This window comes from Salinicola sp. 4072, from assembly GCF_036663415.1.
GTDB lineage: Bacteria > Pseudomonadota > Gammaproteobacteria > Pseudomonadales > Halomonadaceae > Salinicola > Salinicola salarius_A.
In genome coordinates this window covers 25196-49295 of record NZ_JAXOVV010000013.1, presented here as the reverse complement: position 1 = coordinate 49295, position 24100 = coordinate 25196, and the positions used below count along the sequence as shown (strand labels likewise).

General features: G+C 62.1%; 26 protein-coding genes. 20 read left to right on the top strand and 6 right to left on the bottom strand.

Annotated elements, in window-relative coordinates:
• Positions 1 to 74 precede the first annotated feature (74 nt).
• The 4 genes from cls (at position 75) to R3F72_RS10480 (ending at position 3855) form a co-directional block, all read left to right on the top strand.
• Entirely contained in the window at positions 75 to 1505 is a 1431-nt protein-coding gene (cls, locus tag R3F72_RS10495; protein WP_442978344.1) for a cardiolipin synthase, read from the top strand.
• Positions 1506 to 1565: 60 nt separating this feature from the next.
• Entirely contained in the window at positions 1566 to 2483 is a 918-nt protein-coding gene (locus tag R3F72_RS10490; RefSeq protein WP_303854345.1) for a LysR substrate-binding domain-containing protein, read from the top strand.
• A 165-nt stretch (positions 2484 to 2648) separates the two neighbouring features.
• Positions 2649 to 3644 (top strand): YihY/virulence factor BrkB family protein, encoded by a 996-nt coding sequence (locus tag R3F72_RS10485; protein WP_256961287.1) that lies wholly within the window; start codon positions 2649 to 2651, stop codon positions 3642 to 3644.
• The gene (locus R3F72_RS10480) at positions 3631 to 3855 is read left to right on the top strand and encodes an acylphosphatase (RefSeq protein WP_303854343.1); all 225 of its coding nucleotides are present in this window, start codon (positions 3631 to 3633) and stop codon (positions 3853 to 3855) included. The genes R3F72_RS10485 and R3F72_RS10480 overlap by 14 nt, the downstream gene beginning before the upstream one ends.
• 57 nt (positions 3856 to 3912) lie before the next feature.
• Here the strand turns inward: R3F72_RS10480 and R3F72_RS10475 are convergent, their stop codons facing one another.
• The 3 genes from R3F72_RS10475 to R3F72_RS10465 all read right to left on the bottom strand — a co-directional run bounded on the left by R3F72_RS10475 (position 3913) and on the right by R3F72_RS10465 (position 6841).
• Positions 3913 to 4869 (bottom strand): nucleoside hydrolase, encoded by a 957-nt coding sequence (locus tag R3F72_RS10475; protein ID WP_087719711.1) that lies wholly within the window; start codon positions 4867 to 4869, stop codon positions 3913 to 3915.
• A gap of 83 nt (positions 4870 to 4952) precedes the next feature.
• Positions 4953 to 5897 carry a ribokinase gene (locus R3F72_RS10470; protein WP_303854339.1) on the bottom strand — a complete coding sequence of 315 codons (945 nt, stop codon included), beginning with the start codon at positions 5895 to 5897 and terminating at the stop codon, positions 4953 to 4955.
• Positions 5898 to 5908: 11 nt separating this feature from the next.
• Positions 5909 to 6841, bottom strand: a complete 933-nt coding sequence (locus tag R3F72_RS10465; RefSeq protein ID WP_332779589.1) for a D-2-hydroxyacid dehydrogenase — start codon at positions 6839 to 6841, stop codon at positions 5909 to 5911.
• 371 nt (positions 6842 to 7212) lie between these two features.
• Between R3F72_RS10465 and R3F72_RS10460 the strand changes: the two genes are divergently transcribed.
• From R3F72_RS10460 to R3F72_RS10400, 13 genes are all read left to right on the top strand, one after another.
• Entirely contained in the window at positions 7213 to 7488 is a 276-nt protein-coding gene (locus R3F72_RS10460) for an FmdB family zinc ribbon protein (RefSeq protein ID WP_303854336.1), read from the top strand.
• Between the two features lie 30 nt (positions 7489 to 7518).
• Positions 7519 to 9300, top strand: a complete 1782-nt coding sequence (gene aspS / locus R3F72_RS10455; protein ID WP_332779588.1) for an aspartate--tRNA ligase — start codon at positions 7519 to 7521, stop codon at positions 9298 to 9300.
• Between the two features lie 194 nt (positions 9301 to 9494).
• A complete protein-coding gene (gene ruvC / locus R3F72_RS10450) occupies positions 9495 to 10034 on the top strand; it encodes a crossover junction endodeoxyribonuclease RuvC (protein ID WP_256961289.1) in 540 nt (179 codons plus the stop codon).
• 75 nt (positions 10035 to 10109) lie between these two features.
• Positions 10110 to 10715, top strand: a complete 606-nt coding sequence (gene ruvA / locus R3F72_RS10445) for a Holliday junction branch migration protein RuvA (protein WP_087719717.1) — start codon at positions 10110 to 10112, stop codon at positions 10713 to 10715.
• Between the two features lie 7 nt (positions 10716 to 10722).
• Positions 10723 to 11790 carry a Holliday junction branch migration DNA helicase RuvB gene (gene ruvB, locus R3F72_RS10440; protein WP_087719718.1) on the top strand — a complete coding sequence of 356 codons (1068 nt, stop codon included), beginning with the start codon at positions 10723 to 10725 and terminating at the stop codon, positions 11788 to 11790.
• Positions 11783 to 12193, top strand: coding sequence for a tol-pal system-associated acyl-CoA thioesterase (ybgC, locus tag R3F72_RS10435; protein WP_087719719.1), 411 nt, complete (start codon positions 11783 to 11785; stop codon positions 12191 to 12193). The genes ruvB and ybgC overlap by 8 nt, the downstream gene beginning before the upstream one ends.
• 13 nt (positions 12194 to 12206) lie before the next feature.
• The gene (gene tolQ / locus R3F72_RS10430; RefSeq protein ID WP_087719720.1) at positions 12207 to 12896 is read left to right on the top strand and encodes a protein TolQ; all 690 of its coding nucleotides are present in this window, start codon (positions 12207 to 12209) and stop codon (positions 12894 to 12896) included.
• Between the two features lie 14 nt (positions 12897 to 12910).
• Positions 12911 to 13366 carry a protein TolR gene (tolR, locus tag R3F72_RS10425; RefSeq protein ID WP_087719721.1) on the top strand — a complete coding sequence of 152 codons (456 nt, stop codon included), beginning with the start codon at positions 12911 to 12913 and terminating at the stop codon, positions 13364 to 13366.
• 9 nt (positions 13367 to 13375) lie between these two features.
• A complete protein-coding gene (tolA, locus tag R3F72_RS10420) occupies positions 13376 to 14557 on the top strand; it encodes a cell envelope integrity protein TolA (protein WP_332779587.1) in 1182 nt (393 codons plus the stop codon).
• Between the two features lie 11 nt (positions 14558 to 14568).
• Positions 14569 to 15882, top strand: a complete 1314-nt coding sequence (gene tolB / locus R3F72_RS10415) for a Tol-Pal system beta propeller repeat protein TolB (protein ID WP_442978343.1) — start codon at positions 14569 to 14571, stop codon at positions 15880 to 15882.
• Between the two features lie 47 nt (positions 15883 to 15929).
• Positions 15930 to 16442: a peptidoglycan-associated lipoprotein Pal gene (gene pal, locus R3F72_RS10410; protein ID WP_303854764.1), complete on the top strand. Its 513-nt coding sequence runs from the start codon at positions 15930 to 15932 to the stop codon at positions 16440 to 16442.
• An 18-nt stretch (positions 16443 to 16460) separates the two neighbouring features.
• Complete coding sequence (gene ybgF / locus R3F72_RS10405; protein ID WP_087719725.1) at positions 16461 to 17318, top strand: tol-pal system protein YbgF; 858 nt, start codon at positions 16461 to 16463, stop codon at positions 17316 to 17318.
• A 47-nt stretch (positions 17319 to 17365) separates the two neighbouring features.
• Positions 17366 to 18124: a YciK family oxidoreductase gene (locus tag R3F72_RS10400; RefSeq protein WP_332779586.1), complete on the top strand. Its 759-nt coding sequence runs from the start codon at positions 17366 to 17368 to the stop codon at positions 18122 to 18124.
• Positions 18125 to 18161: 37 nt separating this feature from the next.
• Here R3F72_RS10400 and R3F72_RS10395 read toward each other — a convergent pair whose 3' ends face one another.
• Both R3F72_RS10395 and ubiG read right to left on the bottom strand, forming a co-directional pair.
• Positions 18162 to 18839, bottom strand: a complete 678-nt coding sequence (locus R3F72_RS10395) for an HAD-IA family hydrolase (RefSeq protein ID WP_332779585.1) — start codon at positions 18837 to 18839, stop codon at positions 18162 to 18164.
• Entirely contained in the window at positions 18836 to 19618 is a 783-nt protein-coding gene (gene ubiG, locus R3F72_RS10390; RefSeq protein ID WP_332779584.1) for a bifunctional 2-polyprenyl-6-hydroxyphenol methylase/3-demethylubiquinol 3-O-methyltransferase UbiG, read from the bottom strand. Before ubiG ends, R3F72_RS10395 begins: the two co-directional genes overlap by 4 nt.
• A gap of 290 nt (positions 19619 to 19908) precedes the next feature.
• Between ubiG and galU the strand changes: the two genes are divergently transcribed.
• Positions 19909 to 20796 (top strand): UTP--glucose-1-phosphate uridylyltransferase GalU, encoded by an 888-nt coding sequence (gene galU, locus R3F72_RS10385; protein ID WP_087719729.1) that lies wholly within the window; start codon positions 19909 to 19911, stop codon positions 20794 to 20796.
• A gap of 4 nt (positions 20797 to 20800) precedes the next feature.
• Positions 20801 to 22081 carry a nucleotide sugar dehydrogenase gene (locus tag R3F72_RS10380; protein WP_087719730.1) on the top strand — a complete coding sequence of 427 codons (1281 nt, stop codon included), beginning with the start codon at positions 20801 to 20803 and terminating at the stop codon, positions 22079 to 22081.
• 51 nt (positions 22082 to 22132) lie between these two features.
• Here R3F72_RS10380 and R3F72_RS10375 read toward each other — a convergent pair whose 3' ends face one another.
• On the bottom strand, positions 22133 to 22717 hold the full coding sequence (locus tag R3F72_RS10375) for a superoxide dismutase (RefSeq protein ID WP_303854757.1): 585 nt from the start codon (positions 22715 to 22717) through the stop codon (positions 22133 to 22135).
• A gap of 356 nt (positions 22718 to 23073) precedes the next feature.
• Between R3F72_RS10375 and R3F72_RS10370 the strand changes: the two genes are divergently transcribed.
• Entirely contained in the window at positions 23074 to 24099 is a 1026-nt protein-coding gene (locus R3F72_RS10370; RefSeq protein ID WP_332779583.1) for a hypothetical protein, read from the top strand.
• Position 24100 lies beyond the last annotated feature (1 nt).

Here is a 24100-nt window from a genome sequence, read left to right as displayed (position 1 = left end):
TTCTTTTTTCGGTATGATGCTGGTTGGCTTGACGATTTCGGCGGGAGCGATGACATGATGCGATATGGTGAACGATGGCGGACATGACCTGGCTGATCGGTATGCTGCTGTTCGTCTCCCATGTTGCGGGCATCGTTACGGCAGTGGTGGCGCTGATGTCGAGCCGCACTTCTCAAGGCGCCGTCGCATGGATCGTCACGTTGATCAGCTTCCCTTACATCGCCGTGCCCATTTTCTGGACTTTCGGTCGTCCGCGGTTCTACGGCTATGTCTCCGCTCGGGGCGAACGCGATACCGTGCTTCGCCAGGTGCTGCAGCGCTATCGTCCGCAGACCGAACCTTACATTTCCCGGCCGGAGACCGTCAGCGGGCGCATTCGCGCCGTCGAGGAGCTGGCACGGATGCCGATGACCCGGGGCAATCGGGCCGAGCTGCTGATCGACGGCGACGAGACTTTCGAAAGCCTGTTCAACGGTATCGATCGTGCCGAAACCTACATTCTGGTCCAGTTCTTCATCGTCCGCGCCGACGAGATCGGCATGGTCTTCAAGCGGAAGCTGATCCATCAGGCCGAGCGTGGCGTCAACGTCTACTTTCTCTATGACGAGATCGGTAGTCGAGGGCTATCCGGTGGCTATCTACGGGATCTCGAAGAGGCGGGCGTCCGCGTTTCGGCCTTCAATTCGTCTCGCGGTTGGCGGCATCGTTTCCAGATCAATTTCCGCAACCATCGCAAGATCGTGGTGATCGACGGTCACGAGGGGTGGACCGGCGGATTCAACGTGGCCGATGAATACCTGGGGCGCGTCGAGCGGTACGGCAAGTGGCGTGACACGCACCTCAAGCTGCAGGGGCCGAGCGTGCTGGCACTGCAGGAGGCCTTCTGGGAAGACTGGTACTGGGCAACGGGGGATATCCTGGCGCTGGGCTGGCAGCCCGAGGCCGTATCGGGAGCGTCTCAACACGTAGCCGTCGTGCCTTCCGGCCCGGCGGATGGGCGCGAAACGGCAAGCCTGCTGGTGCAGCATGCCATTCACGGGGCCCGGCATCGCCTTTGGGTGACCAGCCCGTATTTCGTTCCCGATCATGGCGTTCAGGACGCGCTGACGTTGGCAGCGCTGCGCGGTGTCGATGTTCGTGTTTTGATCCCTGAACGACCGGACCACCTCCTGGTGTTTCTCTCGGCCTTTGCCTTCTTGCCGGAGATGATTCGTAATGGTGTAAAAATATACCGTTATCAACCGGGTTTCCTACACCAGAAAGTCCTCCTCGTGGATGACCACACCTCAATGGTGGGAACGGTCAATCTCGACAACCGGTCCTTCAGGCTGAATTTCGAGGTCACCGCCTATATACCCGACAAGATCTTCGCGGCTGCCGTGTTCGATATGCTCGAGAAGGATTTCGCCAACAGCCGCCAAGTCAGCCAGCGTGAGCTTGCCGAGCGTCCGCTCTGGCGCAAGCTGCTCTCGCGGGCCACTTATCTACTGTCACCCGTACAATGATGACGCAGCCTTCACTACCGGCCCGGTGGCCGGGTAGCAGAAGGGATGCCGGAGGCTTCATTGAATCTTGAAACCAAATGGCTCGAAGACTTCATTGCCCTAGCCAATACGCGCAGTTTCTCGGGATCCGCGCGTCAACGCCATGTCACGCAACCGGCTTTCAGTCGCCGGATTCGTTCGCTGGAGCAGGCGATCGGCGCCACTCTGGTTGACCGCTCGACGACACCGGTAAGCCTGACACCAGAAGGCCAGCTCTTCCTGGTCACCGCACGCAATATCGTCGAACAGCTCAACGATAGCCTGGCCCATCTTCGTGGCCTGGCAATGGACAACGAGGCGCTGGATATCGTCGCCGCGCATTCGCTGGCACTGGCCTTCTATCCACCCTGGATTTCACGCTTGCAGAAGGGGGTAGGTGAACTGCCGACGCGTCTGGTGGCCATGAATGTGGGCGATGCCATCCATGTGCTGCGAGAGGGCAATTGCGACCTGATGCTGGCGTATCACGATCCCTATGCCACCATGCAGCTGGATGCGGAGATATTTCCCTCGTTCTCCATCGGCCAGGTCAAGATGCTGCCCGTGAGCGTGCCGGATGCCGCCGGCGGGCCGAAATTCTCCTTCGATGGGGAAGGCGCGATACCGTTTCTTTCCTACACTCAGGGCGCTTTTCTTGGCCGCAGCGTACGCATGCTGCTCAAGAACGAGCCAGGGCGCATGCGACTGAAAACGGTCTATGAAACTGCGATGGCGGAAGGGCTCAAGGGCATGGCTCTCCAGGGTGTCGGCCTCGCCTGGATCCCCGATTTCTGCATTCGCGACGAGTTGGCCAGCGGCAAGCTGGTCCGTGCGGCGGGGGAAAACTGGGATATCCCGCTGGAGATTCGTCTCTATCGTTGCTCACTGGTGCACAAGCCGGGCGTGGAGAAACTGTGGCGGCGGATGATGAAGCTTCCGAGCGACTTCCTGCGAGCATGAGCCGAGCCCGGCGCGTGAAATTGCCGAGTGCCGAATTTGCTCATGGGCTGGGTACGGCCGCGATCTCGTCTAGACTGTTGATGTATCGACAAAACAGCCCATGACCAGTGATTCCCGGAGTTCGTCTGCACCTCGCCGGGTGACAGCCAACAACAAGGAACCAACGTGACAGCCCTCCATTCCAACGCCATCTCCTTCTTCAAGTACTGGGTCGCCGTGGTCCGCGATTCCGTCAAGCTGTGGCTCGATCGTAATGCCTTCAGCTATGCCGGTTCGCTGGCGTTCTACACGCTGTTTTCCTTGGCACCGACGGTGATCATTGCGGTCAGCGTGGTCGGATTGTGGTTGGGTGAAGATGCTGCCCGCGGGGAAATCGTGGCCCGGTTGCAGAATACTCTGGGGCCTTCCGCAGCCAACGCGATCGAGGATGCCGTAGCGCAGTCCAGTATCGAGGCTTCAGGCATTCTGCCCACCATCATCGGCTTCGTGACGCTGCTGATTGGTGCGACCACGGTTTTCGGCCAGATGCAGTTCTCGCTCAATACCATCTGGGGCGTCGCGCCCAACCCGGACCGAAACAGCGTTCTACTGTTTGCCAAGAAGCGCCTGCTATCCATGGCGGTGGTACTGGCCATCGGCTTCGTGCTGATGGTGTCCCTGGTGTTGGGCGTGATCCTGCGGGTGACCTTCGACTACGCGGGTGACTGGGTGCCGGGCAGCGTATTCCTGCTGGACACGGCCCAGTTCGTCCTGTCCATCGTGGTCGTGACGCTGTTTTTTGCCGCGATTTTCAAGGTGTTGCCAGATGTCGTGCTTTCCTATCGCGATGTGCTGCTGGGTGCTCTGGTGACGGCGGTGCTGTTCATCATCGGGCGCAATGCCATCGCCGCCTATCTGGCACATACCGCAACGGCATCGACCTATGGGGCGGCCGGCTCGGTCGTGCTGGTTCTACTATGGGTGTATTACTCATCGCTGATTCTGCTGTTTGGCGCCGCGTTTACCCGGACGCATGTCCTTGCCAAGGGCGGTCATATCGTGCCTCGCAACACAGCGGTAGTGATACGCCATGAAGTGATTACAAAGGAGAATTCATCTCATGACCCATCGGACGATCAAGGCTCGGGTGAGCGGGCGAGTGCAAGGCGTGAGCTATCGTGAGCATGTGCGTCGCCATGCGGAACGCTGGGGCATCACCGGACATGCGATCAACCTCGAGGATGGCCGGGTCGAAGTGGTTGCCTGCGGTGAAGCTGTCGCCATCGCCGAATTGATCGATCAACTGTGGGAAGGTTCGCCAGCGGCCGACGTGACCGACGTCGCCGTGGAAGAAGCCACGCTCGCGGCGCCGGCGAGCTTCACTACGGGCTGAAGCCGAACGGCAACGAACTCGCCCGATCGCCACGAATAGCGACCGGGCGAGCGCGCATCAGGGAGATGGGTAGGTCGTGAGCGTTTCGACGATCCAGTCGATCACGCCCGGGCCGTTGGCGCTCAGGCAGACCTCAGCCGCCGTACCCTGCGACCAACGCGTGTCCACGAACTCGCGCTGCTCCGGCGCCATCACCGTCTGGCCTTCGGCCAGCCCATCGGTAACCACGCTCAAATGGCCTCGTTCGACGCTGAAGAGATCGGGTCGAAGTAGCCAGACCAGCGCGCAACTGTCGTGGGGGCAGCAGCCATCGATGCCCAGCGCCTGCTGGTAGAACTGGCGGTAGAAGGCATAGCTTTCATCCAGCACCTTTCCCAGCGCCCCTTGGGCTTCGACGATCCGCGCCATGCTCTGCGGGTCCAGCACGCAGCGATGCGTCGCGTCCAGCCCGACCAGCGTAAGCGGCCAGTCCGCCTGCAGGACCCTGGCGGCAGCGTGAGGATCGTTGAAGATGTTGGCTTCCGCGACCGGCGTCACGTTGCCGCCTTCGCGAATCGAGCCCCCCATCACCACCACTCGCTTGACCTTGTCGACCAGACCGGGGTCGAGCTGCAGCGCAGCAGCGAGATTCCCCAGCGGCCCGACGGCCACCAGAACGACTTCACCAGGGCGGGCATTGACCTGGTCGACGATGAACTGGGCGGCGCTCTGTTTCAGCGCCTGTGTCGTGATTTCGGGTAGCGCGATATTACCCAGGCCGTTGTCTCCATGGATGTGACCCGGCGGCGGATTCTTGCGCTTGACCATGGGGCCCGCCGCGCCCTGAGCGACCGGGATCGATTGACCGGCCAGCTCGGCGAGCAGCAGCGCATTGTGAGTCGCGACCTCTATCGTGACGTTGCCGAAAGTCGTCGTCAGCCCCAGCAGTTCGATCTCGGGGTGAGCCAACGCGATGGCGATGGCTTGCGCGTCGTCGACGCCGGGATCGGTGTCGAAAATGATGGGTATGGGCATGCTAGTTCCTGGGTTCGATCTTGTTGCAAGCCAGCCAAGGCGCTGGCCATGAAGGGTTGATGATCATCGATGACGGCCCTCGATCAGCCGCTCCGTTGCTCGAGGGTGAGGGCAGGCAGCGTCGTCAGCGCCTCTTCGACGGCGGCGACGATGGGGATGCTCGGCTCGGCGCCGGCCTGCTGGACGCACAGCGCCGATGCGGTCGTCGCCAGACGAAGAGCCTGCTCGATGCCGTCGCCCCGTTGCCTAGCCGCCATGAAATAGCCGATGAAGGTGTCGCCGGCAGCGGTCGTGTCGACGGCCTCCACGCGATGAGCGGCCAGCGTCACCCGCTCGCCACGGTACTGATGGCAAACGCCCTCGCTACCCAGCGTCAGCACGATCTCGACGTCCGGCAGCCGTGTCGTCAATGCTGCCAGCAGGGTGTCGGCATCGGCGTTTTCGTCCTGCGCCACCAGCGCTGCCGCCTCGCCACGGTTGAGAAACAGGATCCGGCAGAGCTCCAGCGGCAGGTCGACGACATCGGGGGAGAGCGGTGCGGGATTGAAGGCGACGGAAAGTCCGCGCTCTGCCGCGAGACGCAGCATACGCTCAGCGGCGTTGCACTCGTTCTGCATCAGGACCCAGTCGCCGGATTCGGCAGCATCGACCAGCGCGCTCAGACGACTCTCCTCGAAGCCGTGATTGGCGCCGGGGTAGAGGATGATCGCGTTTTCGGCAGCGTCATCGACCTGAATCAGCGCATGACCGCTGGCTCCGGCAACCAGTTCGACATCGCTCACCTCGACGCCCGCTTCGATCAGCGGGGCCAGCGCCCAGCGGTCGGCCTCGCCGAGGCGGCCCCAATGGACGACGCGCCCGCCGGCACGTGCCAGTGCCAACGACTGGTTGGCTCCCTTGCCCCCCAGGACCTGATGCAGGCTGGTGCTGGAAAGCGTCTCGCCGGGCCGAACCAGGTGGGGAACCCGATAGACGTGATCGATATTGATAGAGCCGTAGTTGTAGACCACCGGTGTTTCGTGTGCCATTTCGTTGCTCCTCAAGCCAGCCAGCCGCGCAGATTGTCTGCCGTCAACTCGACGACGCGCTGACGCGCTTCCGGCGTGATCCAGGCATTGTGAGGGGTCACGATGAGATTGAGCGGCTCGGCTAGCGCGTCGAGTAGCATATGGCCCTCGCGCGGCGGCTCGCTGGGCAGACTGTCGACGGCCAGGCCACCGAGACGTTGATCCCGCAAGGCGGCCAGAGCGGCGGCTTCATCGATGATACCGCCGCGCGCGCAGTTGATCAGCAGCGCATCGGGCTTCATGGCGGCCAGCGCAGCGCTGTCGACGAGGCCGCGCGTCTCGTCGGTCAGCGGGCAGTGCAGGCTGAGAACATCGGCGGTGTCGAGCAGCGAGGCAAGCGCCGGGCGGGAATCGTTGGCCTCGTTACCGGGGCGGGCACTGAACGTGACCCGCATGCCGAACGCTTCGCCCAGCCTGGCCACGGCGGTGCCGAGTACGCCACTGCCGACGATGACCAGATGCTTGCCGGCGAGCTGCAGCGTACGCTGATCCAGCAGGCAGAAAATGTCGCTACGCTGCCAGGCGCCAGCCTTGACCTCGTTCTGGTAAAGCGGGAGCCGGGCGGCCAGCGCCAGCATCAACATCAGAGTATGCTGCGCAACGCTCGCCGTACCATAGGCAGAGACATTGCGCACGACGATTCCCCGTCGCTCGGCGGCTGCCATGTCGATATTGTTGGTGCCGGTCGCAAGTACGCAGATCAGCTTAAGTTCCGGCAGCGCATCGATCAGTTCGGCATCGATGACGACCTTGTTGGTCAGGGCGATCGTGGCACCGGTCAGGCGCTTCCGCGTCTGCTCGGGCGAGGTGAGCTGATGGACATCGAGATTCTCGACGAGGGCGCGAATCGGGGTGAGATCGACATCGTCACCCAGTGAGGCGGCATCCAGAAGAACGGCTTTCATGCTTCTTTTTCCTTGTCTCTTTCCTGTCTCGAATCGCATGGCATGGCAATCGCTGGCGTGCGAACGACGACATTGGCGTTATCAGCCGGTAATATTGCCCGCGACCGGCTGCTGCGCGCTATACTATGCGGCTTTCGAACGCGGCTTGGAAAGCGCGACGCCAGGTGCCGCCTCGGTCGCCTTCGAGATCGACCGAAAGACGCGCTTGAAAAGGCGGAAGCAGCCCCGATTTTCAAGAACGGTTTGAAACGCGGCGCCCCCATCAGTCGTGGTGGCAGGGCGACGCGCAGAGGCCCCGGCGACGGGGCGCGTCGATAGCAGGGCAGTGCCGAAGCATGAAGCGGCGCTATCCCGTATAGAGTGATGAAACCATGCCCATCTACGAATATGAGTGCAAGGCCTGCGGCCATCGCCTGGAAAAACTCCAGAAGCTCAGCGCGGCGCCGCTGACCGACTGTCCGGCCTGCGAGCAGTCGGAGCTGTCCCGTCTGGTGTCGGCAGCTGGATTCCGGCTGGCCGGAGGTGGTTGGTACGAAACCGATTTCAAATCGGGCAGCAAGAAAAATCTCGTTGGCGATAGCGCCAGCCCCGCACCGGCAGGCGAAAGTGGCAGCAAGTCGAGCGGCGACAGCAAAGCCTCAGCCTGAGTTACAGTCTTTACCAATCTAGGATCCAGCATGCGCAGTCATTATTGCGGCCAATTGAACGAGTCATTGATCGATCACGAAGTCACGCTATGCGGGTGGGTGCATCGCCGCCGCGACCATGGCGGTGTCATTTTCCTCGATATGCGCGATCGAGACGGTGTCGCTCAGGTGGTAGTGGATCCCGATACCGCAGAAGCGTTCGCCAACGCCGACCGCGCGCGTAGCGAATACGTGCTGCGTATCGTCGGCCGTATTCGACTGCGCCCGGCAGGCACCCAGAACCCCAACATGCCAACTGGCATGATCGAGGTGCTGGCCAAGCAGGTCGATGTCCTGAATACCGCCGCCACGCCGCCTTTCCAGCTCGACGAGCATGGCAAGGTGGGCGAGGAAGTCCGGCTCAAGTATCGCTACATCGATCTGCGCCGTCCGGAGATGATCGAGAAGCTGCGCCTGCGTTCGCGGATCACCCACAGCGTGCGGGCGTATCTTGAGGAGCAGGGCTTTCTCGATATCGAGACGCCGATTCTGACCCGCGCCACGCCGGAAGGTGCGCGTGATTACCTGGTGCCGAGCCGGACTCACGACGGTCACTTCTTCGCGCTGCCGCAGTCTCCGCAGCTGTTCAAGCAGCTGCTGATGGTGTCCGGTTTCGATCGCTACTATCAGATCGCCAAGTGCTTCCGCGACGAAGATCTGCGTGCGGATCGTCAGCCCGAGTTCACCCAGATCGACATCGAAGCCTCGTTCATCGACGAGCAGGACATCATGGGCACCACCGAGCAGATGGTGCGCCAGCTGTTCCAGGAAGTGCTGGACGTCGCGTTGCCGACGTTCCCGCGCATGCCTTACAGCGAAGCGATGCAGCGCTATGGCTCCGACAAGCCGGATCTGCGCATCCCGCTTGAACTGGTGGATGTCGACGACCTGATGCAGTCGGTGGACTTCAAGGTCTTCTCCGGCCCGGCGAAAGCGGAAGACGGTCGTGTGGCCGCGCTCAAGGTCAGCGGCGGCGCCAAGCTGTCACGCAAGGAGATCGACGACTACACCAAGTTCGTCGGCATCTACGGCGCCAAGGGGCTAGCCTGGATCAAGGTCAACGAGCGCGCCAAGGGGCTCGAGGGTCTGCAGTCGCCGATCGTCAAGTTCATGGAAGATATCGTCGAGCAGCTGCTGGATCGCGTCGGGGCGGAAGATGGCGACATCATCTTCTTCGGCGCGGACAAGGCCCGCATCGTCAACGAGGCGATCGGCGCGCTGCGCGTGAAGCTGGGCGAAGATCTCGATCTCTATACTGCCGAGTGGGCGCCGTTGTGGGTCGTCGATTTCCCGATGTTCGAAGCGGACGATAACGGCCGGCTTTCGGCGTTGCACCATCCGTTCACCGCGCCGTCGTGTTCGCCGGAAGAACTGCAGGCCTCGCCGGCCACGGCGCTATCGCGCGCCTACGATATGGTACTGAACGGCACCGAACTGGGTGGCGGGTCGATTCGTATCCACGACCAGGCCATGCAGCGTGCCGTCTTTGAAGTGCTCGGCATCGGCAAGGAGGAAGCCGAGGAGAAATTCGGCTTCCTGCTCGACGCGCTGCAGTTTGGTGCGCCGCCTCACGGCGGCCTGGCCTTCGGTCTCGATCGTCTGGTGATGCTGATGACCGGCTCGCGTACCATCCGCGATGTCATCGCCTTCCCCAAGACGCAGAGCGCCGCCGACCTGATGACCGATGCCCCCGGCGAAGTCAGCAGCCAGCAGCTCCGGGAGCTGCATATCCGCCTGCGCCAGAAGGCGAAGCCGGACAGCGCCGGCGAATAACGAGTCTCGTGGTCAAAGATGCCGGCGCCCCCAGGGGCGCCGGCGTCGTTTCGAGGGGCATTGCTGGGTGCGCGTTCTATCCTGGCATGCTCGGCGATGTATTCCTTGGTGTCGATCGGAGCGGTTCATCGATATCGATCGGAGAGAAGCATGGCAATGACGATTTACGGCCGGAGGGTCGGGGAGTTCAACACGTGATTCTGCTGGGTATCGACCCCGGTTCACGGGTGACCGGCTATGGCGTGATCGATGTCGCCGCCAAGCCGCGCTATGTCGCCAGCGGCTGCATTCGCATCGAGGGCGCGGATCTCGCCCAGAAGCTGGCGCGGGTCTATGCCGGCGTCAGCGAGTTGATCGGCCTCTATCGGCCGGCGGAGTTCGCCATCGAGCGCGTATTCATGGCCAAGAACGCGGACTCCGCGCTCAAGCTGGGCCAGGCCCGCGGCAGTGCCATCGTTTGCGCCGCCAATCATGGCCTCCCGGTGCATGAATACGCCGCCCGTCAGGTCAAGCAGGCGGTCACGGGCAATGGCGGTGCCGAGAAAGCCCAGATCCAGCATATGGTGATGGCGATACTCTCCCTGGAAGCGCCACCGCCTGCCGACGCCGCCGATGCGCTGGCCATTGCGCTGACCCACGGATATGCCTGTCAGGGATTGTTGGCAGTGTCTCCCCAGCGTCGCGGAAAGACGTCGCGAGGCGGGCGGTGGCGAGACTTCAGGCCCGATGATTAGAGGCAATGAAGGTAGCTAGTCAGTTGAATCGGCGATGCGTATAGTGGACGCCGTCAGAGTAAGGATACGGATGGCATGATTGGACGTTTGCACGGCACGCTGCTGGAGAAACATCCCCCCTGGATCGTCATCGATGTGCATGGTGTCGGTTATGAGCTCGAAACCTCGATGACCACACTGGTCTCGATGCCCGGCGTGGGGGAAGAGGTGCGACTCTACACGCATCTCAGCGTGCGGGAAGACGCCCACCTGCTCTACGGCTTTGCCCGCGACGAAGAACGACAACTGTTCCGGGCGCTGATCAAGGTCAATGGTGTCGGGCCCAAGCTGGCACTGGCCATTCTGTCGGGGATGGATACCGACGCCTTCATACACTGCGTGATGGAAGGTGACAGCAAGGCGTTGACCAAGCTGCCCGGCGTCGGCAAGAAGACGGCGGACCGGCTGATCGTCGAAATGCGCGATCGTTTCCCCCACTGGCAGGAAGGCCAGGGGTCGCTGCTCGAGGGTGACTCCGCCATGACCAGGCGCGCGTCCGATCCGCAGGCGGATGCCGAGGCTGCGCTGGTCACGCTGGGCTACAAACCCACGGAAGCGTCACGCATGCTTTCCGGCCTGGACAAGACCCTACCGACCGAAGCGCTGATCAAAGCGGCGCTGTCACGCCAGCTGGCTGGATAACGCCCCCATGATTGAACCCGACCGTCTGATCGCGGCACCGCCGCAACAGGGCGAGAAGCAGGTCGACCATGCGATTCGGCCGCGCCGACTCGGTGACTACATCGGTCAGCCGCGAGTGCGCGAGCAGCTCGATATCTTCATTTCCGCCGCGCGCCAGCGGGGCGACAGTCTCGATCACACTCTGGTTTTCGGCCCGCCCGGGCTGGGCAAGACCACGCTCGCCAATATCATCGCCGCCGAAATGGAGGTCGACATCAAGTCGACCTCCGGTCCGGTACTGGAGCGGGCCGGCGACCTGGCCGCCATGCTCACCAACCTGCAGCCGGGAGATGTGCTGTTCATCGACGAGATTCATCGTCTCTCCGCGGCGGTGGAGGAAGTGCTCTATCCGGCGATGGAGGATTTCCAGCTCGACATCATGATCGGCGACGGTCCGGCCGCGCGATCGATCAAGCTGGATCTGCCGCGTTTCACGTTGGTCGGGGCGACCACTCGCGCCGGGCTGTTGACCTCGCCGCTGCGCGACCGATTCGGCATCGTCCAGCGTCTCGAGTTCTATGCCATCGACGAGCTGACCGAGATCGTCACCCGCTCGGCGCGACTGCTGGGCGTTCAGGCGGATGTCGCTGGGGCCCGAGAGATTGCACGCCGCGCGCGTGGCACGCCGCGGATCGCCAACCGCCTGCTGCGGCGGGTGCGCGATTTCGCGGAGGTCAAGGGCGACGGCAAGGTCAGCGCTCCCGTCGCCGACCAGGCGCTGAACATGCTCAATGTCGATAGTCACGGGCTCGATCACATGGATCGCCGGCTGCTGCTGGCGATGATCGAGAAATTCGATGGCGGACCGGTCGGGGTCGACAGTCTCGCGGCGGCCATCAGCGAGGAGCGCGACACGATCGAGGACGTCATCGAACCCTATCTGATCCAGCAAGGGTTCATGATGCGTACCGCCCGAGGCAGGATCGTGACTCGCTCCGCCTATACCCATTTCGGCATCGTCCCGCACGAGCACGTGCTGGGCGAGCCGGCAGCCCGAGCCGGCATGTCCCGCGACGACGGAGCCGGCAATGCGTGAGTTCACCCTGCCGGTGAAAGTCTACATCGAAGATACCGACGCCGGCGGTATCGTGTACTACGTTAACTATTTGAAATTCATGGAGCGTGCGCGTAGCGAATGGCTCAACGCGCTAGGTTTCGGTCAGCGAGGGTTGATCGAGCAGGGCGTGCAGTTGGTCGTCCATTCGTTGAACTGTCGCTATGCACGTCCGGCCAGACTCGACGATCGACTGGAGGTAACAGCCAGCGTCAGTCGTGTTGCTGCCTGTTCGTTACAATTCGAGCAGGCAGTTCGGTACGACGGGGATACATTATGCGAAGCAACGGTCGATATTGCCTGTGTCGACGCGCAACGCCTGAAACCGATACGTTGGCCCAGCGAACTACGCGCGGTCCTGACGTCCGACATTCCAAGCCAGTGATTCGAGGTTTTTCGTGAACGACTCCATGTCCATCCCCCATCTGATCATGAATGCCAGTCTGGTGGTCCAGCTGGTCATGCTCCTGCTGTTGGCGGCTTCCGTGGCCTCCTGGATCGTCATCTTCCAGCGCAGTTTCGCGCTGAGCCGAGCCAGAAAGGCGCAGAAAGCGTTCGACGAGCGATTCTGGTCGGGTGTCGATCTCAACGAGCTCTACCGTGATGTCCCGGAGAACTACGAGGCCCAGGGCTCCGAGCATGTGTTCCGTGCCGGTTTCCGCGAGTTCAATCGCCTGATGCCCAAGACGCGCAGCAGCGAAGCGGTGCTCGACGGCGTCCAGCGCTCGCAGCGCGTGGCTCTGTCACGCGAAGAAGATAGCCTCAACGCCAATCTGACACTGCTGGCGACCGTGGCATCGGCCAGCCCATACATCGGCCTGTTCGGCACCGTCTGGGGCATCATGGGTTCCTTCCAGAGTCTCTCGATGGCACAGCAGGCCACGCTCTCCACCGTGGCGCCGTGGATTGCCGAAGCGCTGGTTGCAACGGCCATGGGGCTGTTCGCGGCAATACCGGCGGTCATTTTCTACAACCGCCTGTCATCCATTGCCAGCCGCCTGCTCGGCGAGTACGAAGACTTCGCCGAGGAGTTCCATTCGATCCTGCACCGTAACCTGCAAGGTCGCGGCGGCAACCAGGCGGCCTGAGCCGGAGGTTCGACATGGGTGGACCCTATAGCCGCCATCATCGGCGCAAGCCGATGGGCGAAATCAACGTCGTCCCGTTCATCGACGTCATGCTGGTACTGCTGGTGATCTTCATGATCACCGCGCCAATGCTGACCCAAGGGGTGCAGGTCGATCTGCCTCAGGTCACGTCGGAGCCGATCGACACCGAGGAGCAGGAGCCGATCATCGTCTCCGTGGACAGCCAGGGTGAGTACTACATTTCTCTGGGCGAGCAGGACAAGCCAGTTACGTTGCAGACCGTCGGCGACCAGGTGGTGGCGATTCTCGAACGCAAGCCCAACACGCCGGTCATGGTCCGAGGCGACAAGAATGCCTCGTATGGCCAGGTCGTGACGCTGATGAGTACGCTGCAGATGGCAGGTGTGGCGAATGTCGGATTGATTTCCGAGCCGCCGCAAGGCGAGTCGTCTTCGAGTGGCAAAGGGTAAGGAGTCAGCATGGCGAAGCGAAACCGCCGTGTGGGTTACGGCTTGCCCGTCGTCCTGGCGATCGCCGTTCACGTGGTGGCGCTACTGATGACGATGCTGCGCCTGCCGGACAGCGAGCCCACGCCGAGCTCTTCGTCCGTGGTGCAGGCGACACTGGTCAGTGACGTGACGGCAACGGATCAGGCCCAGTACGCTCAGGAAGCGCGCGCGCGTACTGCACAGCGCCAGGCCGAAGAAGCCGCCCAGGCGGCGGCCGAACAGGAGGCGCAGGAAGCGGCCCGGCAGGCAGCCGAGCAGCAAGCGCAGGAAGAAGCTCAAGCCGAGGAGGCTGAACGGCAAGCGGCAGCGGCACAGGCCGAAGCGGCGGCCCAGCGTCGTCAGCAGGCAGCCGAGCAGGCGGCGGCCGAACGCGCCGCGGCGGAAAAGCAGCAACAGGCGGCCGAGGCGAAACGCCAGGCGGAAGCCAGGGCGAGAGCGGACGCAGAGAAGAAGCGTCAGGTTGAAGCGGCGGCAAAAGCCGAGGCGGAGAAGAAACGCCAGGCTGAGGAAAAGGCGAAGGCTGAAGCCGAAGCGAAAGCCGAGGCGAAAGCCGAGGCGAAAGCCGAGGCGGAAAAGAAACGTCAGGCCGAGGAAAAGGCGAAAGCTGAAGCCGAAGCCAAAGCCGAGGCGGAGAAGAAACGCCAGGCCGAGGAAAAGGCGAAAGCCGAAGCCAAGGCAAAAGCCGAGGCGGAGAAGAAACGCCAGGCCGAGGAAAAGGCGAAGGCCGAAGCCAAGGCAAAAGCCGAGGCAGAAAAGAAAAAGGCCGCGGAAGCGGCCGCGAAGAAGGCCGCCGCCGAAGCGCTGAACAACTCGATTGCCAACGAACAGGAGCGGATCGCCAATGCCCAGCAATCCGACCAGGCGTCGAACAGCTTCATCAACCTGGTCAAGCGTGCCGTCGAGGACCGATGGCACTTGCCGGCCAATGCGGACAATGGTTTGGTAGCCCAGGTACGTGTAAGACTGGGGCCTTCGGGTGAGTTGCTGGCAGCCAGCATCACTCGCAGCAGCGGCAATCCCGGCTTCGATCGCTCGGCGACGCAGGCCGTGGAAGCCGCGGCGCCATTCCGTGAGCTTCAGCAGCTTGACGCGGGGTTGCAGCGGCGGTTCCGTGACTTCAATCTCAAATTCACCCCCGGGGATATACAGTGATGAAACGATGGATGTCTCAAGGATGGAAAACCCTGGCCAGCGGTTGGCTGCTAGCGCTGACGGCAATGCTTTGCCTGACGACTACGGCCCAGGCACAGAATCTGACCATCGAAATCACTCGCGGTAGCGATCAGGCAACGCCAATCGCTGTCGTGCCGTTCGAGTTCGGTGGTCAAGGCGGGTTGCCACAGGATGTGGCGCAAATCGTCAGCGACGATCTGGAGCACAGCGGCCAGTTTTCGCCATTGAGCCGCAGCTCTCTCGTTTCCCTGCCCAGCAGCAGTGAAGACGTTTTCTACGACGATTGGAAACGTGTCGACGCCCGCTACCTCGTGGTTGGCAAGATCGAGCCGCAGGGCGGTCAATATCGCATTCAGTACGAGCTCATGGACGTTCTCGGCGGCAAGCGGATGCTGGGCGAGACGGTGACCTCGTCCAGCGGCAATCTGCGTGCCAGTGCGCATTACATCAGCGATCAGATCTTCGAAGCGATCACCGGTATTCGCGGCGCCTTCTCGACCCGGATCGTCTATGTCTCGGCCAGCGGGGCGGGCGAGAACGCTCGCTATGCGCTTTATGTGGCCGATGCCGATGGTTACAATGCGCAGCAGGTTCTTTCTTCCGATGATCCGATACTCTCGCCGGCCTGGTCGCCCGACGGCCAGAAGATCGCCTATGTCTCCTTCGAATCCGGCAACTCGGCTATCTACGTCCAGAATGCTTCCACTGGCGAGCGCGTGCGGCTGACATCGTTCCCCGGCATCAATGGCGCGCCGGCCTGGTCGCCGGACGGCCGCAAGCTGGCGATGTCGCTCTCCAAGGATGGTCAGCCCGAGATCTACGTGATGAATCTGGCAACGCGCCAACTGACCCGCCTGACCAACAACTCCGCCATCGAAACGGAGCCGGACTGGACGCCGGATGGCCGATCCCTGATCTTTACTTCCGACCGCAGCGGTGCGCCGCAGCTATATCGCATGTCGGCCAGTGGCGGACAGGCGGAGCGGGTGACGTTCACCGGCGGCTACAACTCCGACGGGCGCTTTTCGCCCGATGGCAAAACTCTCTTCATGGTCACTCGTGACGACAGCGGTTATCACGTGGCGAAGCAGGACATGGACACCAGTCGTGTCACGGTTCTGACTGATTCACAGTGGGACGAATCGCCCAGTGTCGCACCGAATGGCACCATGATAATCTTCGCTACCCAGCAAGGGGCGCAAGGTGTGTTGGGGGCAGTTTCTTCGGACGGACGCGCGTCTTTCCGGCTGCCTTCGACGCAGGGTGACGTACGCGAACCCGCGTGGTCGCCGTTTTTGAACTAAACGACTACAGTCATTGTGTCATTCGACATCCGAGCAAGGAGATGACAATGCAAATCAAGACCTACGCCAAGACGTTAGCGGTCGCGCTTTCACTCGCCGTAGTGGCTGGCTGTTCTAGCAGTGGCGGCACCCAGGAAGGGGACATGGATGGCACCTCTGGCAGCATGTCTGGCCAGGGCATGACCTCCGGCCAAGGCACCTCGGGCTCCCAGATGGGTGCCGGCGAGCAGATGCCTAGCGTCGACACCATCTATTTCGCATTCGACAGCGAAGAAATTCGCCCCGAATTCGAATCCGTACTGAGCAGTCATGCCCAGTACATGATGGCCAACCCGAACACCAACGTGACTCTGCAGGGCTATGCCGACGAACGTGGTACTCGCGAATACAACCTGGGCCTCGGCGAGCGCCGCGCACAGGCTGTCGAGCGTTACCTGACCGTTCAGGGCGTATCTCCGTCCCAGATCCAGATCGTCAGCTACGGTGAAGAGCGTCCGGCAGTTCAGGGCCACACCGAAGAAGCTTACGCCAAGAACCGTCGCGTCGTGTTCTCGTACTAAGTACCGACGGAGAGAAGCATGAAACACGGTCTGAAAAGACTGTGCGGCGCGGGAGCCCTGGTGCTCCCGCTGTCCGTATGGGCTCAGCAACCAGTCGTCGATGACCTTACCGGTCAATCGAATGGCTTCTATAGTCAGACGGAGGCTCGCCAGAGCGGCGGGGGAACGCTGACGATTCTCAACCAGTTGCAGGACAATCAGCAGCAGATCCAGCAGCTTCGTGGTCAGGTAGAAGAGTTGCGTTATCAGCTGGACCAGCTCAAACGGCAGACCCAGCAACAGTACCTGGACCTCGACGACCGCATTTCCGGCGGTGGGATGGGGGCTGGTGACAACGACACCAGCAATGGTTCGGAAGGCGCCGATCTCGACAGCGGCAGTGTCGACAGCAGTAGCGCAAGCGATGTCGCGGACAGTCCGGTACCGGCCGACGATGGCGCAACTGGTGCAGCAGCGGATGACCGTTCGTCCAGCAAGCCGAATGCGAGCAGCGGTGGCGGAGATGGGCGCGAAGCCTACCAGGCGGCGTTTCAACTGGTGCAGTCACGCCAGTTCGATTCGGCCATCGATGCGTTCCAGGGGTTCATCAGTGACTATCCGCAATCCAGCCTGCTACCGAATGCGCACTACTGGTTGGGCGAGCTTTACTCCGCACAATCCCAGCTCGATCAGGCCGCCGATGCGTTCGACACTGTCATCAGCGATTATCCGCAAAGCAACAAGATGCCGGATGCGCTATACAAGTTGGGCTTGCTGAAAGCGCGACAGGGTGACACCGACGGCAGTCGTCAGTTGCTCGAGCGCGTCCGCGGTGACTACCCGGACAGCAATGCCGCGCAGATGGCAGGAGACTTTCTCAATCAGATGGGTGGCTGATCGAATCCGGCCACCTGGTTTCCGGCTCCGCGGATCAGGACATCCTTATGACGTGTCATATCGATTACCAGGCACCTGACGGGTTGCTCGACGGAAAGATCGTGTTGATCTCTGGTGCCAGTGCCGGTATCGGTCGGGCTGCAGCGATGAGCTACGCGCGCCATGGGGCTACGGTCATACTGCTCGGCCGTAGCGTCAGTCGTCTCGAAGTGGTTTACGACGCCATCGAGGCAATGGGTGCACCACAACCGGCAATATTTCCGCTCAACCTGGAGAGCGCGACCTCGCAGGATTATCGAGCGGTCGTCGCGAAGCTTGAGAAGGAGTTCGGCCGTCTCGATGGTCTGCTCCACAACGCGAGCATTCTCGGGGAGAGGGTGGCGGTCGACGCCTACGACCCGGAACTCTGGGCGAAGGTGATGCAGGTCAACTTCACCGCCACGCTAGGCTTGACGCAAGTTCTGCTGCCGCTGCTGGGACAGTCCGCCAGCGCGTCCGTCATATTCACCTCTTCCAGTGTGGGGCGGCGCGGGCGCGCCAACTGGGGCGCCTATTCGACCTCGAAATTCGCCACCGAAGGATTGATGCAGATTCTCGCCGACGAGCATCAGGGCTCGGCCATCCGCTTCAATTCGCTCAATCCCGGCGCGACACGCACGGTCATGCGCCAATCGGCCTATCCGGATGAGGACCCTCGGGTGCTTCGTACGCCGGAAGAGATCATGCCGACCTACCTTTGGCTGATGGGGCCGGACAGCGAGTCAGTCAGCGGTCAGGCTTTCGACGCCCAACCGCCGAAGACGTGAGGCGGGCGACTAGACCCGCCGCCTTGCCTGGATTCGCTCAGCGTTCCGCGAGTGAAGCCAGGAGAGTCTCAGCAAGCGACTCGGAGGTATCGAACCAACGCGCCGCCGGCCAGTCATCGATATTCTCGTCGTCCGGGATATAGCCATAACGGACCGCCACCGCGGTCATGCCTGCGCGGTCGGCCGCTTCCATGTCGCGCCGGTGATCTCCCACATACCAGCACTTTCCTGCATCGACGCCGAGCTGCCTGGCAGCGAACAGCAGGGGTTCGGGATCGGGCTTTCTGACCGGCAGGTCGTCGGCGCACACGAGCACGCCCGGTCGCAATCCGAGCGCCTCGACCAGCGGCTCCGCGTACAGCCTGGGCTTGTTGGTCACGATGCCCCAGCCGCGCTTCCCGGCTTCCCAGCGCTCGATGACGGCTTCCAGCCCCGGGTAGACGCGGCTATTGTCGGCGACGACTTCCGCGTAACGCTCGAGCAGATATCGGCGGGCCACGGCATGCTCCGGGTGATCACTGGCGAGTTCGAGGGCAAGTGTCACCAGCGCGCTACCGCCGTTGGAAACCTGGGCGCGAATCACCTCGTAGGGCAACCGCGCCAGGCCATGATGTTCGCGGAGGCGATTGGTGGCTTCGGCCAGGTCGGGTGCCGTATCGATCAAGGTGCCGTCGAGATCGAACAGCAAGGCTTGAGGCAAGACACTCGACCTCATTGCCCGCCGCCGCCGGTCCGCTCTTCTCCGGTCCATTCGGGGCGCACATGCACCATGTAGTTGACCGAGACATCATGGGCGGTCAGGCGGTATCGCCGTGACACGGGATTGTAGGTCAGACCGGTCTGGTTCTGGAGCCGCAAGCCATGTTGACGGCACCAGCTCGACAGCTCCGATGGACGGATGAACTTGCGATATTCGTGCGTACCGCGCGGCAGCAGGCCCAGCACATATTCGGCGCCGAGGATCGCAAAGGTGTATGCCTTCGGGTTGCGGTTGATCGTCGAGAAGAACAGATGACCGCCGGGCTTGACCAGCCTGGCGCAGGCTTCGATGACCGAACCGGGATCGGGCACGTGTTCGAGCATTTCGAGGCAGGTCACGACATCGAATTCTCCGGCATGCTCAGCCGCCATCGCCTCCACGCTGATGTGACGGTAGTCGACTTCCACACCGCTCTCCATCTGGTGCAGCCTGGCAACCGACAGCGGCGCTTCCCCCAGATCGATCCCCGTGACCCGAGCGCCACGCATGGCCATGGCTTCGCTGAGAATGCCGCCACCGCAGCCCACGTCGAGAACCCGCTTGCCGGCCAGTGAAACGTGCGATTCGATGAAGCCAAGACGCAACGGGTTGATATCGTGCAATGGCTTGAACTCGCCCTCACGATCCCACCAGCGACTGGCCAGCGCATCGAACTTGGCGATCTCGGCCTGGTCCACGTTGCCATGGAGGGCGACGTTGTCGTGAAGCGCGGCGTTATCAGATGATGGTGTCATGAATAGGTCTTCCTTCCCTGGGATGTCGGCGCACCGTCGGATGGGTCGATCGACCGCTGCCGCGACTCGAAGCCGGTTCAGCGGTGCGTGGCTTTGCGATATTCTACTATGGACGGTAGCTTGGCTGGATGCCAAGTTAGCAAAAACAGCTGGTAAAAGGGCGGCACGATTTTGTCACCATTCTGCGACTGTGCTTTCGGCTTCTTGCCCGCTAAGCTAGCAGTAAGGATCCGATATCGGGACGCCAACAAACCGCTGATTTCATACCCAGGAAGGGAAGGACCTCAAAAATGATTCGCAAGGCCGTACTGCCCGTCGCCGGATTCGGCACACGTTGTCTGCCCGCCTCCAAGGCGATTCCCAAGGAGATGATCACGATCGTCGACAAGCCGGTGATCCAGTATGTCGTCTCCGAGGCGGTAAAGGCAGGCATCAAGGAGATCGTGCTGGTGACGCACTCTTCGAAGAGCGCCATCGAAAACCATTTCGATAAGCATTTCGAGCTCGAGACGCAGCTGGAAGCCAAGGGCAAGGACGAACTCCTCGAAGAGCTTCGCAACATCATCCCGGACGACGTCAATATCATTAGCGTGCGTCAACCCGAAGCGCTCGGCCTGGGTCACGCCATCCTCTGTGCGCGCCCGGTCATTGGCAACGACCCGTTCGCGGTGCTGTTGCCGGACGTCGTCATCGACGATGATGGCATGGCCAGCAACGATCTCACCGGCATGATCAAAGCCTTCGACGAAACCGGCAAGGCCCAGATCATGGTCGAGACCGTACCGAAGGAATTGACCTACAAGTACGGTATCGTGGCGCTGGAAGGCGACGAGCCGGCTGCCGGCGAGAGCGCACCGTTGACGGGCATGGTCGAGAAGCCGAAGGTCGAAGAGGCACCGTCGACGCTGGCCGTGATCGGTCGTTATCTGTTGCCGGGCGAGATCTTCCCGATTCTGGCCGAAACGCCGCCCGGTGCGGGCAATGAAATCCAGTTGACCGACGCCATCGAGACGCTGCGCAAGAAAAGCGGCGCGGCCGCCTATCGCATGCAGGGCCAGACCTATGATTGCGGCAGCCAGCTCGGTTATCTCGAGGCGACACTGGCGCTGGGACGTAAGCACCCGACGCTGGGTGAAGGCTTCCGTCAATTGATCAAACAATACGCGGCCGAGGACTGAATCGATGCGGGTGGTCGTACATGGTAGCGAACTGGCCGCGGCGACTGCCGCAGCCGCATTATGCTCGGTCGGGCATCAGGTTACCTGGATGCCGCATGCCGATTTCCCCTGGGAAAGTCTGGCCAATGCCGATTGGGTGATCAGCGAGCCGGGACTCAAGGATCAGATCCTTGCCGGCCAGAACTCCGGCCAGCTGGTGATCGTCGAAGAGGTGCCGGCCGATACCGATGCGGACGTCCACTGGCTGGCCCTGTCGCCGGATCAGCGCGAAGCCGCCGAGAGTTACGTCAGGCAGGTGCCGGGGCGCCAGAGCACGCCCCTGGTCGTCGTCAACAATTCCACCTTCCCCGTAGGGCAGACGGAGAAGCTCGAGGCACTGCTGGGGCACTCCGGGCAGGTCGCCGTCGCGCTGCCGGACCGTATCGAGGAAGGGCGCGCGTGGGAGACGTTCACGCGCCCGGCGCACTGGTTGCTGGGTAGCGAAGAAGAGTGGGGCACCCAGCAGATTCGCGAACTGCTGCGCGCCTTCAATCGGCGTCACGAAGTGTTCCAGTTGATGCCTCGTCGTGCCGCGGAACTGACCAAGCTCGCCATCAACGGCATGCTGGCCACGCGTATCAGCTTCATGAACGAGCTGGCCGGTCTGGCCGACTCGCTCGAAGTGGATGTCGAATACGTGCGCCAGGGGATGGGGGCCGATACGCGTATCGGTTTCGAATATCTCTACCCCGGCTGCGGCTTTGGTGGCCCCAACTTCTCTCGCGATCTGATGCGTCTGGCCGATGTCCAGCACTCGACGGGGCGTGAGTCCCACTTGCTCGAACATGTCCTCGACATCAACGAGAGCAAGAAAGAGACGCTGTTCCGCAAGCTCTGGAACCATTTCAAGGGCGAACTCGAAGGTCGTACCGTCACTATCTGGGGGGCGGCGTTCAAGCCGGGCACCGCTCGGATCGATCATGCTCCCGTGCTGACGCTGCTGGAAGCGCTGTGGGCGCAGGGTGTCACGGTCAAGGTGCACGACCCGGCAGCGTTGCATGCGCTGGGTCAGCTCTACCCCGATCACCCGCAGTTGGAGTTGTGCGAAGGCGACTTCTACAGCGCCTGCGAAGGCGCCGATGCCCTGATGCTGGTGACCGAGTGGAAGTGTTACTGGAACCCGGACTGGCGACGCCTGCTGCAGGCGCTCAACACGCCGCTGATCCTGGATGGTCGCAATATCTACGATCCGGCCTATGTCGCCTCGCGGGGATTCGTTTACCGCGGTATCGGGCGGCGGGCCTAGGTTCCCGTCAGCAGCATCCTTCAAACCCGCGCTGGCCAGTCCGGCCAGCGCTCATTCAGCCACTTCGCTGTTGAGTTGCGCGTACTCCCAGTTCAAATGCGGCCATAGCGCATCGAAATACTCTCCTCGCAGACCTCGATGGTCGATTCGGTAGGCATCTTCGGCCAGCGTGATCGCCAATAACGGGATCGTTCCGACGGGAAAACGCCCCGGCGCCGATGTCGTCAGTTGCAACGTGTTTTCGGCATCGATCACCAGCCACGACCACCCGGCCTCGCTCGCGTCGATCCGGGCTCGCCACTGATATTGCAGTGCCCCCACGCCGCCGAAAGCGGTATCGATCCGACGGGCCAGTGCCCCGGGTACTTCCACGCCACGCGCGCTCAGTCCGTGCCAGAAGAACACCAGGTTCCAGGCTTCCTGGGCATGATGGCGCACGGTTTCGTCCCCCGTGTTCGCCAGCGCGGCCAGGGAGAGATTGTCATCTGGCGACTGTCGCGCATTGAGGGCGTCGATGTGACGGCGATGGTGATGGCTATAGAGCAGGTCGACCTGGGCTCTGGACACTTCGGGCTCCAGCGAATGGCGCTCGAACGGAAGTGCAGGTAATTCGAATCGGGACGCGAGGTGGGACATCGTACTCATCGACAGGGTTGGAAGACGGTTAGCGGCAGATACGGGCCGAAACGGGCGAGGCAGATCGCGGGCATGCTACCGCGAACCCAGCCGAGATCCCAATTCGATGCCTATATCTCCACCGCGGCTGTTATCATGCGAACCCTGCGTTGCCAAGCCTAGGCTTCGCAACGGCTTTCACGTAACGTAATCCTTCGGCCGTTCGAGGCCGGCTTCCGACGCTGATTCCCCTGGCGCGATGACGCCGAAAGTAGGTGGCCGGCGAGACGATTTCCGGTGTCCGCACCAGCGAACGCCAAACACATCGCCCGTTTCCATCAGCGACAGCATCACTATTGGCAAGGTATACGACGTCAATGCCATCACAATCCGACGAGCATCGCGCACCCCCGACCATCGTTCCCGATCGCAGCGACATGACGACACCCCGAACGGGCGCGCGCCATTACCAGGGATCTCCCGGGCGGCGCGCGCCCAAGGTGTGGCCGTTGTGGTTTCTCATCCTGCTGTTGATCGCCGGGGCGGGGGCAGGAGGCTGGCAACTCTGGCAGAGGTTGCAGGCGCAGGATGCCCAGATCGCCAAGCTCAATCAGCGCCTGGATGCGACCGGTTCGACATTGGACGCTTCCGGGGAAAGTCTGCGCGCCGAGTTCGATCGGCTGCGCGATCAGTTCGAGGCGACCCGAGCGGCGGTGGGTAGTCTGGAAACCAGAGTCGCGAATTCTGGCGAAAATGACCAGACCGCGCAGCAACTCGAATCGCTCCAGCACACCGACCAGGACCTGCGTGATTTGATCGCGACGCTGCAATCCTCGTTCACGGCACTGGAAAGTACTGGCGAGGACGAACGCGGCGCGCTATCGGCAAGGCTGACCACGCTCGAAGGCGGTCAACAGCAGCAGGACGAGCGCATCACCGCCGTGAACGACGCTCTGGATCGGCTGGAGCAGGCCAGCCAGACGCAATCGGACCAGCTCGTCGCCTCGCTCGATACGCTGCGTCAGGATCAGCAAGCGCTCTCGAAGCAGCTCGAAGAGATCGAAGGCTCGAATACTCAAGCCGCGCTGACGGACCTGCAGTCCACGCTGGCGACGTTGGAAAGCCGGGTCGATACGCTCTCGCAGCAGGAGACACCGTCCACGGACGAGCTCGAACAGATTCGCAGCTCGCTGACGGAACTTCGGCAGGGGCAAACCGCTCTCAATGCCAGTCTCGAATCCTTGCAGTCACGCGTCGACAATCTACCCGCCGGGGTCAGCGCTTCTCAGATTCGCGAACTCAAAGAAAGACTGGGATCCCTCGAGGCCAGTCGCGCCCAACTGACGCGACGCGTCGCCTCGCTGATCACCAACGTCTCTGATCTACAGCGCGGCGGAGGTTGAG